The sequence below is a fragment of the Lutibacter sp. genome, assembly GCF_033723435.1.
In the GTDB taxonomy this organism is placed as follows: domain Bacteria; phylum Bacteroidota; class Bacteroidia; order Flavobacteriales; family Flavobacteriaceae; genus Lutibacter.
This window is the reverse complement of record NZ_JAWVXC010000004.1, coordinates 34,542-48,871: the sequence shown is the minus strand read 5'-3', so window position 1 is coordinate 48,871 and position 14,330 is coordinate 34,542. Positions and strand designations below refer to the sequence as shown.

Genomic DNA, 14,330 nt, shown 5'->3' with positions numbered 1-14,330 from the left:
AATTTATAGATTGTAAGAAGTTTAAAGCATCTTCAAAATTTGGATATTTTTTATGAGGTAAAATTACAAAAAATCACCTACACTATTTTTATAGTATAGGTGATAATAACAAATAGATTAATTCAGTTAGATAATAGTAGATTGTCCTAAATCAATATTATTTTTATTATAAAAAGTATTGTCTTCATCTAAAATAAAATCTCTAATAAAACTTCCAACATTTGCTGTTGAAAAATGATTTTCTAGATTTAAATCGGGTGTAGAAATATTAAGTTCTATGGATTTGTCAACAGCTGCTTTTATATCTTCAGCTTCATCGTTTAAATTAAAGTGTTCTAAAAGCATAGCAGCGGATAAAATTGCAGCAACTGGATTAGCGATGTTTTTACCTTTTGCTTGAGGATAAGAACCATGAATTGGTTCAAATAAAGCTGTTTTATCTCCAACAGAAGCAGAAGCCAACAACCCTATAGATCCAGCAATAACACTAGCTTCATCTGATAAAATATCGCCAAACATATTTTCAGTTAAAATAACATCAAATTGTGAAGGATTTAAAATGAGTTGCATAGCTGCATTATCCACAAATAAATATTCTAATTTTACATTGCTGTAGTTTTTAGATAACTCAGTAACTCTTTTTCTCCATAATCTTGAAGATTCTAAAACATTTGCTTTATCTACTAAAGTTAGTTTTTTTCTTCTTTTTTGGGCTGCTTTAAATGCTAAATGAGCAATTCTATCAATTTCATCAATTGAATATGAGCAAACATCAGTAGCCATTTTACCGTCATCACTTAATTTTTTGTCGCCAAAATAAATACCTCCAGTTAGTTCTCTATAAATTACAAAATCAGTTCCTTTTATAACTTCTTCTTTTAAATTAGATTGATGTATTAATCCATTAAAAGTAGTTAAAGGACGGATGTTTGCAAATAAACCAAGCTTTTTTCTAAGCGCTAATAATCCTTGTTCAGGACGAATTTTTGCATTTGGATCTTCATCGTATTTAGGATCGCCAATAGCTCCAAACAAAATTGCATCGGCATTTAAACAAATATCAATGGTTTCTTCAGGAAGAGGATTTCCTGTTTTGTCTATTGCTATTGCTCCAACATCAGCTTTAAGATACTTGAATGTGTGATTATATTTTTCAGCAATTGTATCTAAAATTTTTATGGCTTGTTGGGTAACTTCAGGCCCAATACCATCTCCAGGAAGTACGGCTATATTTAATTTCATGGCACTAATCGGGTTTTTTCAAATTCTTCAATCTTGTTTTTTATGCTTACTAAATAATCGATATCATCAAAACCATTTAATAAACAATGTTTTTTATAGGAATTTATCTCAAAATTTTCAAATTGACCTGTTTTTTTTAACAAAACAGTTTGTTCCTTTAGATTAATTAAAATTAGTGAATTTGGATTACTTAGCGTTGCTTTTAGTAAAATTTGTAAAAAATTTTCTGAAATTTGAATTGGAAGTATACCATTATTAAGCGCATTTCCTTTAAAGATATCTGCAAAAAAACTAGAAATCACTACTTTAAAACCATAATCTGCAATAGCCCAAGCTGCATGTTCACGACTAGAACCGCAACCAAAATTAGTGCCTGCAATTAATATTTTACCGCTATAATTACTGTTGTTTAAAATAAAATTTTCTTTCGGTACATTATTTTGATCAAATCTCCAGTCTCTAAATAAATTTTCACCGAAACCTTTTTTAGAAGTAGCTTTTAAAAAACGTGCAGGAATAATTTGATCGGTGTCAATATTTTCAATAGGTAAAGGTATTGCTGTTGATATAAGTTTTGTAAATTTTTCCATGTTAAATTAATTTTGAGATATCCACAACTTTTCCAGCTATTGCAACACTTGCCGCAATTAATGGGCTTGCTAATAATGTTTTTGAACCTGGACCTTGTCGTCCTTCAAAATTTCTATTTGAAGTGGATACACAATATTCTCCACTAGGAATTTTATCGTCATTCATTGCCAAGCATGCTGAGCATCCAGGTTGTCTAAGTTCAAATCCGGCATTTTCAAAAATAACATCTAAACCTTCATCTTTTAATTGTTTTACAACCATTTGCGAACCAGGAACAAGTAATGCAGTTACATTATTTGCTTTTTGTTTGCCTTTTATAAAACTAGCTGCTACTCTAAAATCTTCAATTCTTGAATTGGTACAGCTTCCTATGAAAACATAATTTATAGGAGTGTTTAAAATAGATTGACCTTCATCAAAATCCATATATTTTAATGAATTTTTAAAGGAAGCATCATTACTTTTTGGAATATTTTCAGAAATTTTTATACCCATTCCTGGATTAGTTCCGAAAGTTATCATTGGTGAAATATCTTCTGCATTAAAAGAAAATTCTGCATCAAAAACAGCATTTTTATCTGTTTTTAAACTTTCCCAATAAGATATTTTCTCTTCTAAATCTTTTCCTTTTGGAGCAAATTTCCTTCCTTTAATATATTCATAAGTAGTTTTATCAGGAGCAATTAATCCTCCTCGGGCTCCCATTTCAATACTCATATTACAAACGGTCATTCTTCCTTCCATACTCATATTTTCAAACACATCTCCAGCATATTCTACAAAATAACCAGTACCAACATTAGTGCCTAATTTTGCAATTATATATAAAATAACATCTTTAGGAAGTACACTTTTTTGTAATTTTCCATGAATAGAAATACGCATGGTTTTAGGTTTTTCAGCAAGAATACATTGACTAGCAAATACTTGAGCAACTTGACTAGTACCAATGCCAAAAGCAATAGTACCAAATGCTCCATGAGTTGATGTATGGCTATCACCACAAACTATAGTCATTCCAGGTTGTGTAATTCCTAATTCAGGAGCTATTACATGAACAATTCCATTGTTTTGGTGACCTAAACCATAAAGTTCAACATTGTTTTCTTTACAATTTACCGTTAATTGTTCTAATTGATTTTTAGATAAAAGATCTTTAACAGGTAAATGTTGGTTTTTTGTTGGTGTATTATGATCTGCTGTAGCTATAATTTGTTTTGGTCTAAAAAGAGGTAAGTTTCTGCTTTTTAACTCTGTAAAAGCTTGAGGGCTTGTAACTTCATGTATTAAATGCTTATCAATATAAAGTATTTGGGGTCCATTTTTAATGGAGGTTACCACATGAGAATCCCAAACTTTATCAAAAAGGGTTTTGGACATTTTAATTAGTAAATTTAAAAATTAACACTCCTTTTAAAGGTGTCTTTTGATGAAATTAATTGATGTAAATCCTGATCATTAACTTCTTTTTGATTGTCGGCATATTTTAAAAATTCAGGATATAAAACATCTAATTGAACTTTAGTTAAATTATATCCTACATTTTTAGCCCGATAAGCCAAAGCTGCTCTTCCACTTCTTGCAGTTAATACAATTGATGAGGTGTTAACGCCAACATCTTCAGGATTGATAATTTCATAAGTTTCTCTATTTTTAATAACTCCATCTTGATGAATTCCTGAGCTGTGAGCAAACGCATTTTCACCAACAATTGCTTTGTTAGGCTGAACAAACATACCCATGCTTTGTTGCACCAATTGACTTGTATGATTTAATAATTTGGTGTTTATATTGGTATCTAAATTTAAATGAGCGTGTTGTTTTAAAATCATTACCACTTCTTCTAAAGCTGTGTTTCCAGCACGTTCACCAATACCGTTAATTGTACATTCAATTTGACGAGCTCCATTTTGTATTCCTGCAATAGCGTTTGCAGTTGCCAAACCTAAATCATTATGACAATGGCAAGAAAGGGTTACGTTTTCAATTCCTTTTACATTTTCTTTTAAATATTTTATCTTTTTACCATACTCATCCGGAAGGCAATATCCTGTGGTATCAGGAATATTTAAAACGGTTGCACCAGCTTTTATAACTTCTTCGCAAACTTTGGCTAAAAAATCATTATCTGTTCTACCAGCATCTTCTGCATAGAATTCTACATCATCTACAAAAGTTTTTGCATAACTAACAGCTTCAATAGCTTTTTCAATTACTTTTTCTCTTGTAGAATTAAATTTGTGGATAATATGGCAATCTGAAGTTCCAATACCAGTATGGATTCTTGGTCTTTTAGCATGTTTTAATGCTTTTGCAGCAACTTCAATATCATTTTTATTAGCTCTTGTTAAAGCGCAAACCGTTGCATTTTCAACTAACTTTGAAATTGCAACTACCGATTCAAAGTCTCCCGGACTCGAAACTGGAAATCCAGCTTCTATTACATCTACACCAAGTAAATCTAGTTGTTTAGCAATACGTAATTTTTGTTCTGTATTAAGTTTACAACCAGGTACTTGCTCTCCATCTCTTAAAGTAGTGTCAAATATTTGAACGCTGTTTTTGCTCATTTGTAGTTTTTTTTTATCACTTTTGAAAATCAAAAATAGTTGTAAAGATTTTTTATTTGGTACAAATAGAAATCAATAATACTACGTTCAATTTTAAAATTGAATTTATAATTACTTTATAATTAGATAGATATAATTAAAATTACTACAATGGCTATAGAAAAAAATGATACTCTTTTTTTATTAGTTAAGTCTCTTTCAAAATCTGAAAAAAGGCAATTTAAAGTTTATGCAGGAAGATTAGGTGGTAATGCAAAAGCTAATTTTATGTTGCTTTTTAATTTATTAGACAAGTTGGATGAATATAATGAACCTCTAATTTTAAAAAAAACAACGATAAAAAAACAGCAAATATCTAATGCGAAAGCACATTTGTATAAACAGATTTTAATAAGCCTTAGATTAAATCCTGTACATCAAAATATTAGAGCTCATATTAGAGAACAATTTGATTTTGCTGCCATTTTATATAGCAAAGGATTATATAAGCAAAGTTTGAAAATATTAGAAAAGGCAAAAGAAATAGCTATTTTAAATAGTGAAAATAATTTAGCTTTTGAAATTGTAGAATTTGAAAAAGTAATTGAATCTCAATATATTACGCGTAGTTTAAGTAATAGAGCTGAAGAACTTTCTAAACAAGCTAAAAAATTAAACATTAAAAATGCCAGAAGTAGTAAATTATCAAATTTGTCATTACAATTATATAGTTTATTGTTAAAGCAAGGCTATGTAAAAAATAACGATGATGTTTTATTTGTTACTAATTATTTTAAAAAACGCCTTCCTTCGTATGAAATTTCAGAACTAAGTTTTAAAGAAAAACTTTTTTTGTATAAAGCTTATTTGTGGTATCATTTAATTTTACAAGATTTTGTAAATAGTTATAAATATTCACAAAAATGGGTAGATTTATTTGATGAAGAGCCTAATATGAAACTTCAAAATCCGGTTTTTTATTTAAAAGGAATAAATTATTTATTAGAATCACTTTATTTAGCGAAACACAAAACAAAATTTATAGAAGTTTTTAATAAGCTAGAATATGAAATTGATAATGAGTTAATTGCAATGAATGAAAACACAAAATCATTGGTGTTTTTATATTATAATCATAATAAACTTAATCAATATTTTTTGGAAGGAAAGTTTACTAAAGGATTACCATTTGTATCTTTTTTAATAAATGAAATTCCAAAATACCATGCTATAATAGATGCACATCATATCATGGTTTTTTACTATAAAATTGCATCCATGTATTTTGGAGCAGGAGATTATAAATTATGTATTTACTATTTAAATAAAATTATTAGCAATAAGGAATTAAAAATGCGTGAAGATTTGCTCTGCTTTTCAAGAATTTTAAATTTAGTTGCTCACTATGATGCAGGAATCGATTTTAATATTGAAGCCTTAATAGTGTCTACCTATAAATTTTTACTTAAAATGAATAATTTGCAACAAGTGCAACGTAAAATGATTTCGTTTTTAAAAAAATTAAGCAAAATATATCCGCAGGATTTAAAAAAGGCATTTATAGAATTAAATGAAGAGTTAAAAACATTAGAAAATCATCCATACGAAAAAAGAGCATTTTTATATCTAGATATCATTTCGTGGCTTGAAAGTAAAATTGAAAATAAAACGGTTGAACAAATAATTAGACAAAAAGCAAAATTTTTAAATAAGTAAAAAATTATTTTTATTTTCAAAAAAATAGTTCATATTTGTCGTATAAATATATGAGAACACAAATTATAAATATTATTTCTATTCAAATTTCTGTGATTATTTCACACGGAAAGTAGGAACAATATTTAAAAAAATACAATTTTTAAAAACCTTCCTACAATTTTTAGGAAGGTTTTTTTATTTCAAAAAAATGCGAAATAGAATAGTAGAAAATATCATTTTAATTAAAGTCATTATTATTAATGTAATAAGTTGATGCAAGTTTTTAATACCATAAAAAAAGCCTGTATCTAATTAAATACAGGCTTTTTTATTGCGGTTATCATAGTAAAAATAATAGTTATAAATATTTAATATACAGTATAATAAATAAAAAATAAGCAAAGTGGATGTTGTAGAAAAATAAATTAATAAATATAAAAGGCATAGCTAGAAGTTAAATTTGCTGCTTGCCAAATAATTGATAAAGACAATACATATAAATTCAAAATTAATAATGCAATTAAATAAATATAGTAAAAGAGTAACTCAAGATGAAACCCAACCTGCTGCACAAGCAATGTTATACGGTGTAGGGTTATCAGATGCGGATATGAAAAAACCTCAAATAGGTATTGCAAGTACAGGTTATGAAGGTAATACATGCAATATGCACTTAAATAAGTTGGCAGATGAAATTAAACAGCAAGTAAATCAAAAAGATCAAGTTGGATTAGTTTTTAATACTATTGGAGTAAGTGATGGAATTTCTATGGGAACTTCAGGAATGAACTATTCTTTACCTTCTCGTGATATTATTGCCGATTCTATTGAAATTGTTATGAATGCTCAAAGTTATGATGGATTAGTAACCGTAGTTGGCTGCGATAAAAATATGCCAGGAGCTATAATGGCTATGCTTAGACTAAACAGACCATCATTAATGGTTTATGGAGGAACTATAGCTTCAGGAAATTATAAAGGTCAAAAGTTAAATATTGTTTCTGCATTTGAAGCATTAGGGAAAAAAATAGCAGGAGAAATTTCAGAAGAAGAATATAAACAAATTATAAAAAATGCTATTCCAGGAGCAGGAGCTTGTGGCGGAATGTATACCGCAAATACTATGGCTTCATCTATAGAAGCTTTAGGTTTTTCGTTGCCCTATAATTCTTCAATTCCAGCAGAAAACCCTTCAAAAGAATCAGAAAGTGAACGAGTAGCATCTGCGATTAGAAATTTATTAGAATTAGATTTAAAACCGTTAGATATCATCACAAAAAAATCATTAGAAAACGCTGTGGCTCTAGTCAACGCTTTGGGTGGATCTACTAACGCAGTACTTCATTATTTAGCTATTGCCCATGCTGCAAACATAGAATTTACTTTAGATGATTTTCAGAGAGTAAGTGATAGAACTCCATTAATAGCAGATTTAAAACCTAGTGGAGAATACTTAATGGAAGATGTGCACAGTATAGGTGGAACTCCGGCTGTAATGAAATATTTATTAGATAAAGGATTTTTACATGGCGATTGTTTAACAGTAACAGGAAAAACATTAGCTGAAAATTTAGAAAATGTAAAACCACTAACATTTGAAGAAGACCAACAAGTTATTCATCCAACTACTAATCCATTAAAACCTTCAGGAAATATTCAAATTCTATTTGGCAATTTGGCAACAGAAGGTGCTGTAGCAAAAATTAGTGGTAAAGAAGGAAGTACTTATAAAGGTAAAGCAGTTGTTTTTAATAGCGAACAAGAAGCAAATGACGGTATTAAAGCAGGAAAAGTACAAAAAGGAAATGTGATTGTAATTAGATATGTAGGTCCAAAAGGTGCTCCTGGAATGCCAGAAATGTTAAAACCTACTTCAATGATTATGGGAGCTGGTTTAGGTAAATCGGTTGCTTTAATAACCGATGGTAGATTTTCTGGTGGAACACACGGTTTTGTTGTGGGGCATATTACTCCTGAAGCTCAAAATGGAGGGGTAATAGCTTTAATTAAAGATGGAGATATAATTGAAATTGATGCCATAAAAAGAACTATAAATGTATTGCTTTCTACCAATGAATTAGCTGCAAGAAGAGTACAATGGAAGATGCCAGAATTAAAACATAAAAAAGGAATTCTTTATAAATATGCCAGAACAGTTTCTTCTGCTTCTGAAGGTTGTGTAACCGATAAATTTTAATGTATGGAGACTTTAAAAAAAGAAATTAAAACGGAAAAGTTGATAAAAAAAACTAAAATATCAGGAGCTGAGGCAGTTATAAAATGCTTGTTAGAAGAAGGGGTAAACTTAGTTTATGGATATCCAGGAGGCGCAATTATGCCAGTTTATGACGAGCTGTTTAAATATAAAAACCAATTACATCATGTATTAACTCGTCATGAACAAGGCGCAACTCATGCAGCTCAAGGTTTTGCTCGTGTAACAGGAAAAACTGGAGTAGTTTTTGCAACTTCAGGACCTGGAGCCACTAATATAGTTACAGGTATTGCCGATGCGCAAATAGATTCTACACCTTTGGTTTGTATAACGGGTCAAGTAGCATCTCATTTATTAGGCTCAGATGCTTTTCAAGAAACGGATATTGTGGGTATTTCAACTCCAGTTACCAAATGGAATTATCAAATTACTAAAGCAAGTGAAATACCAGAAATACTTGCTAAAGCATTTTATATAGCAAAATCTGGTCGTCCAGGTCCAGTTTTAGTGGATATTACTAAAGATGCACAATTTGAAGAAGTTGATTTTTCGTATAAAAAGTGTGAAAAAATTAGAAGCTATAAAGCAGTTCCAAAATTAAATATTGAAAAAATACAAGAAGCGGCTAATTTAATTAATAATGCAAAAAAACCTTTTATTGTTTGGGGTCAAGGAGTAATTTTAGGAAAATCGGAAAAAGAATTTAAAGACTTTATTGAAAAAACGGATATTCCTTCTGCTTCCACAGTGCTTGGATTATCGGCATTAGAAACCAAGCACAGATTAAATGTTGGTATGGTTGGGATGCATGGTAACTATGCTCCCAATGTTTTAACCAATGAGTGTGATGTTTTAATAGCTATTGGGATGCGCTTTGATGATAGAGTTACAGGAAATTTAAATACGTATGCTAAACAAGCTAAAATTATTCACTTTGAAATTGATCCTTCGGAAATAGACAAAAATGTGAAAACAGATGTTGCGGTCATAGGAAACGTTAAAGAAACTCTTACTGAAATTTTGAAATTTGTAGATAAAGGAAATCATAAAAATTGGTTGAATGAATTTACTAAATTATACCAAATAGAATACGAAACTATTATCAAAAATCAGTTTAATCCAACCAAAAATGGATTGACTATGGGAGAAGTAGTTAATAAAATCAATAAAGAAACTAAAGGAGATGCAATTATAGTTTCTGATGTTGGCCAACATCAAATGTTTGCATGCCGTTATGCCGATTTTATAACTACCAGAAGTAATGTTACTTCAGGTGGCTTAGGTACAATGGGTTTTGCCTTACCGGCAGCTATAGGCGCAAAAATGGGACAACCAAATAGAGAAGTAATTGCAGTAATTGGTGATGGAGGTTACCAAATGACAATTCAAGAGTTAGGAACTATTTTGCAAACCAATGTTGCGGTTAAAATTGTAGTATTAAATAATAGTTTTTTAGGAATGGTACGTCAATGGCAAGAGTTATTTTTTGATAAACGATATGCATCAACTATTATGACAAATCCTGATTTTGTAAAAATTGCAGAAGGATACGGAATTGAGGCAAATAGGGTGGAAAGCAGAGGAGATTTGAATTCTGCAATTCAAAAAATGATAGCTTCAAAATCTTCTTACTTTTTAGAAGTTGTTATAGAAAAAGAAGATAATATTTTCCCTATGATACCAACAGGAGCAAGCGTTTCAGATATAAGATTAAGTTAATTATGGAAGAAAATAAAAAATTTACAGTATCGGTTTATACCGAAAATAATATTGGAATATTAAATCGTCTTTCAGCAATATTTTTGAAAAGACATATTAATATTGAAAGTATGACGGTAAGTAAATCTGAAATTGAGCATGTACATCGGTTTACGTTTGTGGTTATTGTAACAGAAATACAAATAAAAAAAGTTGTTGGTCAACTAGAAAAACAAATTGAGGTAATAGGTGCATTTTATCATACAGAAGATGAAATTATTTATCAAGAAACAGCAATGTTTAAATTATCAAATGAATATTTATACGATGAAAATATTCAGAATAAATTAAAATTTAGAAGAGCACAAATAGTTACCATAACAGAACGTTGGTTTGTAATTGAAGCTTCAGGTTTAAAAGAAGATATTGATAATATGTATGAAAAATTAAAACCATATGGGTTGTTACAATTTGTACGGTCGGGAAGAATAGCAATTACCCGTCCAAAAATGGCTATATCAGAATTATTAATAGAAAATTAGAAATTAAGAAATAAAATGAAAAATTATTTTAATACGCTTCCACTTCGTTTAAAACTTGAACAATTAGGGACTTGTGAATTTATGGAAGCTTCTGAATTTGAAGATGGAGTTCAAAAATTAAAAGGTAAAAAAATTGTAATTGTAGGTTGTGGTGCGCAAGGATTAAATCAAGGATTAAATATGCGCGATTCAGGTTTAGATATTTCCTATGCTTTACGAGATTCTGCAATTAATGAAAAACGAGATTCTTATAAAAACGCTTCTAAAAATGGATTTAAAGTAGGGAATTACAACGAAATGATTCCAACAGCTGATTTAGTAATTAATTTAACACCCGACAAACAACATACACCTGTAATTAATGCGGTAATGCCTTTAATGAAAAAAGGAGCAACACTTTCGTATTCACACGGATTTAATATTGTTGAGGAAGGTATGCAAATACGGGAAGATATTACTGTTATTATGGTTGCGCCAAAGTCGCCAGGATCGGAAGTTAGAGAAGAATATAAAAGAGGGTTTGGAGTTCCAACCTTAATTGCTGTACATCCTGAAAATGACCCAAATGGAGATGGATTTGATATTGCAAAAGCATATGCTGTAGCAACTGGAGGAGATAAAGCAGGTGTATTACACTCCTCGTTTGTAGCAGAAGTGAAATCAGATTTAATGGGAGAACAAACCATTTTATGTGGCGTATTACAAACAGCATCTATTTTAATGTTTGATAAAATGTTACAGAAAAATGTTGAAGCTGGTTTTGCCTCTAAATTAATTCAAAATGGATGGGAAACGGTAACTGAAGCATTAAAACATGGAGGAATAACCAATATGATGGATCGTTTATCTAATCCTGCTAAAATAAAAGCTTTCCAATTATCTGAAGAATTAAAACAAATTATGCGTCCACTTTTTCAAAAGCATATGGATGATATTATGAGTGGAGAGTTTTCCAAAACTATGATGGAAGATTGGAATAATAATGATAAAAATTTATTGAAATGGAGAGCGGAAACAGGAGAAACAGCTTTTGAAAAAACGCCTTCAACTTCTGATGAAATTAAAGAGCAAACGTATTTTGATAATGCAACTTTAATGATTGCTTTTGTAAAGTCTGGCGTTGAATTAGCATTTGAAACAATGACGGAAGCTGGTATTAAAGAAGAATCTGCTTATTATGAATCTTTGCATGAAGTGCCTTTAATTGCCAATACAATTGCCCGTAAAAAATTGTATGAAATGAATAGAATTATTTCAGACACAGCAGAATATGGTTGTTATTTATTTGACCATGCTTGTAAACCGCTTTTAAGTGATTTTATGAATAAAATTGACTCTAACGTAATTGGTGAAAATTACAATAATAGCACTGATAACCAGGTAGATAATGAAGAGTTGATTGCGGTAAATGAAGCAATTAGATTTCATGAAATTGAAATTGTTGGTTACGATTTAAGAGCCTCTATGACGGCAATGAAGAAACTAAATTAATTTAACTTTTTGTATGCAAACAGTAAAAAAAAATAGTATTTCTTTAGAAAAAATTTATAAAGCAAAACAAAATATTAAAGGAGTTGTAACCCAAACTCCTTTACTATTTATGAAAAATTTTTCAGAACAATATCAAGCTAATATTTTCTTTAAACGAGAAGATTTACAACAGGTTCGTTCGTATAAAATTAGAGGTGCTTTTAATAAAATTCAAGGTTTAAAAAAAGAAGAGTTAACAAATGGAATTGTTTGTGCTAGCGCAGGAAATCACGCACAAGGAGTAGCTTTTGCTTGTAAAGAACTAAAAGTTAAAGGAACTATTTTTATGCCAGTTACTACACCGCATCAAAAGATAGATCAGGTAAAAATGTTTGGTGAAAATTATGTAGATATTAGATTAACTGGTGATAGCTTTGATGATAGTCAGCAAGCTGCAGATGATTTTTGCAAACAAAACGATAGCACTTTTGTACATCCGTTTAATGATGTAGATGTTATTGCTGGTCAAGGTACAGTAGGTTTAGAAATTTTAAATGATAGCAAATCTAAAATTGATTATTTGTTTTTACCTGTTGGCGGCGGTGGATTAGCATCGGGAGTTTCTAGTGTTTTTAAGTCTTTAAGTCCAAACACTAAAATAATTGGAGTAGAGCCAAAAGGAGCTCCATCATTAACAACTTCTTTAAAAAATAATAAAAATACTGCATTGCAAAGAATTGATAAATTTGTGGATGGCGCAGCTGTAAAAAAAATGGGTGATATCACTTTTGATTTTTGTAAAAATTTATTAGATGATGCAAAAACTATTAGTGAAGGTTTAATTTGCAGTACTATTTTAAAAGTATATAATGAAAATGCTTTAGTTATTGAACCTGCTGGAGCTTTGTCTATTGCTGCACTTGAAAAATATAAAGAAGAAATAAAAAATAAAACTATTGTTTGTGTAGTAAGTGGTGGAAATAATGATATTACACGAATGGAAGAAATGAAAGAACGAGCGTTATTATATCAAGGATTAAAGCATTATTTTATAATCAAATTTCCTCAAAGAGCAGGTGCGTTAAAAGAATTTGTAGTTGATGTTTTAGGGGAAAAAGATGATATTTCGTACTTTGAATATACTAAAAAACACAATAGAGATAAAGGTCCTGCGGTGGTTGGAATTGAGCTAGAATCTCCTTCAGATTTTAAACCTTTAGTGGCAAGAATGGAAGAAAAAGGGTTTTTAGGAGAATATTTAAACGATAAGCCTTCACTTTTTCAATTTTTGGTTTAGAGCAAAGTCTAAAAGTTATTTATATAACAAAATACTAAACATTTGTTAATTATTTAACATCTGAACTCGTATATTAAATTTTTAATGTACTATTGCGGTAATGAAAATAAATAATACACATATAACTGTTAATACTCCCAGCCATTTTTTTAGGCTTTATCGCTGTGTGCGCTAACACAATCGATTAAAAAAAACAGTTTATTAATTTTCATTTTACCATTTTTATTTTGCAACAATCCTTTAACAAATTATCTTTTTTAAAACTGAATTTATTTAGTTCTGATAGTATTGTTGTGCGCTTTTTTACTCGCCGTCGCCCCGTAAGGGCGTAATATTTTATCGAAAACGATGCGTTCGTTTTCCAATCTAAAAAAATCAATAAAAATTTTATTTAATATAAAAACTAAGCAATGAAAGTTGTTATAGCTAACAAATCACATATAAAATTTGCACAACAAATTTGCGATACTATTGAAGAATCAGCAAAAGTTCGTGGAACTGGAATTGCGCAAAGAACACCAGAATACATCACTAAAAAAATTATAAATGGCGATGCAGTTATTGCGTTGTATGAAAATGTTTTTGCAGGATTTTGTTATATAGAAGTTTGGGATAATAAATCGTTTGTAGTTAATTCCGGACTTATAGTTCATCCAGATTTTAGAAATCAAGGATTGGCTAAAAAGATAAAAACCAAAATATTAGAATATTCTAAAGAAAAATATCCTGAAGCTAAAATTTTTGGAATTACAACAGGTTTGGCAGTATTAAAAATTAATTACGAATTAGGATATCAACCAGTTACTTTTTCAGAACTAACTGCAGATGAAGCTTTTTGGAACGGTTGTAAAACTTGTAAAAATTACGACGTTTTAATGCGTACTAATAAAAAAATGTGTTTATGCACAGGAATGCTATACGATCCAAAACACGAAAAAAACATCAAAAAACATAAATATAACTCAAAAGTTTTAAGCAGACTTAAAAAAATAAAACAAGCATTATTTCTTAATAAAAAGAAAAAATAA

11 protein-coding genes are annotated in these 14,330 nt (G+C 29.7%); 7 read left to right on the top strand and 4 right to left on the bottom strand.

Translation table 11 applies throughout. From position 1 onward, the window contains the following. Positions 1–126: 126 nt before the first annotated feature. The 4 genes from leuB to R3342_RS07460 are packed head-to-tail and all read right to left on the bottom strand — an operon-like array spanning position 127 to position 4,403. A complete protein-coding gene (gene leuB / locus R3342_RS07475; protein WP_318939402.1) occupies positions 127–1,242 on the bottom strand; it encodes a 3-isopropylmalate dehydrogenase in 1,116 nt (371 codons plus the stop codon). Beyond that, on the bottom strand, positions 1,239–1,832 hold the full coding sequence (leuD, locus tag R3342_RS07470; RefSeq protein ID WP_318939401.1) for a 3-isopropylmalate dehydratase small subunit: 594 nt from the start codon (positions 1,830–1,832) through the stop codon (positions 1,239–1,241). The genes leuB and leuD overlap by 4 nt, the downstream gene beginning before the upstream one ends. Position 1,833: 1 nt before the next feature. Next, positions 1,834–3,213, bottom strand: coding sequence for a 3-isopropylmalate dehydratase large subunit (gene leuC / locus R3342_RS07465; RefSeq protein WP_318939400.1), 1,380 nt, complete (start codon positions 3,211–3,213; stop codon positions 1,834–1,836). A 14-nt stretch (positions 3,214–3,227) separates the two neighbouring features. Continuing rightward, positions 3,228–4,403, bottom strand: a complete 1,176-nt coding sequence (locus R3342_RS07460) for a 2-isopropylmalate synthase (RefSeq protein WP_318939399.1) — start codon at positions 4,401–4,403, stop codon at positions 3,228–3,230. A 150-nt stretch (positions 4,404–4,553) separates the two neighbouring features. Here R3342_RS07460 and R3342_RS07455 point away from each other — a divergent pair, with 150 nt between their 5' ends. The 7 genes from R3342_RS07455 (at position 4,554) to R3342_RS07425 (ending at position 14,330) form a co-directional block, all read left to right on the top strand. After that, the gene (locus tag R3342_RS07455; RefSeq protein ID WP_318939398.1) at positions 4,554–6,098 is read left to right on the top strand and encodes a hypothetical protein; all 1,545 of its coding nucleotides are present in this window, start codon (positions 4,554–4,556) and stop codon (positions 6,096–6,098) included. Positions 6,099–6,594: 496 nt separating this feature from the next. Beyond that, positions 6,595–8,277: a dihydroxy-acid dehydratase gene (ilvD, locus tag R3342_RS07450; RefSeq protein WP_318939397.1), complete on the top strand. Its 1,683-nt coding sequence runs from the start codon at positions 6,595–6,597 to the stop codon at positions 8,275–8,277. A 3-nt stretch (positions 8,278–8,280) separates the two neighbouring features. After that, positions 8,281–10,014 carry a biosynthetic-type acetolactate synthase large subunit gene (ilvB, locus tag R3342_RS07445; protein WP_318939396.1) on the top strand — a complete coding sequence of 578 codons (1,734 nt, stop codon included), beginning with the start codon at positions 8,281–8,283 and terminating at the stop codon, positions 10,012–10,014. 2 nt (positions 10,015–10,016) lie between these two features. Further along, positions 10,017–10,535: an acetolactate synthase small subunit gene (gene ilvN, locus R3342_RS07440; protein ID WP_318939395.1), complete on the top strand. Its 519-nt coding sequence runs from the start codon at positions 10,017–10,019 to the stop codon at positions 10,533–10,535. Between the two features lie 15 nt (positions 10,536–10,550). Continuing rightward, positions 10,551–12,026: a ketol-acid reductoisomerase gene (gene ilvC / locus R3342_RS07435; protein WP_318939394.1), complete on the top strand. Its 1,476-nt coding sequence runs from the start codon at positions 10,551–10,553 to the stop codon at positions 12,024–12,026. Between the two features lie 13 nt (positions 12,027–12,039). Further along, the gene (ilvA, locus tag R3342_RS07430; protein ID WP_318939393.1) at positions 12,040–13,302 is read left to right on the top strand and encodes a threonine ammonia-lyase IlvA; all 1,263 of its coding nucleotides are present in this window, start codon (positions 12,040–12,042) and stop codon (positions 13,300–13,302) included. 410 nt (positions 13,303–13,712) lie between these two features. Then, positions 13,713–14,330 carry a GNAT family N-acetyltransferase gene (locus R3342_RS07425; protein WP_318939392.1) on the top strand — a complete coding sequence of 206 codons (618 nt, stop codon included), beginning with the start codon at positions 13,713–13,715 and terminating at the stop codon, positions 14,328–14,330.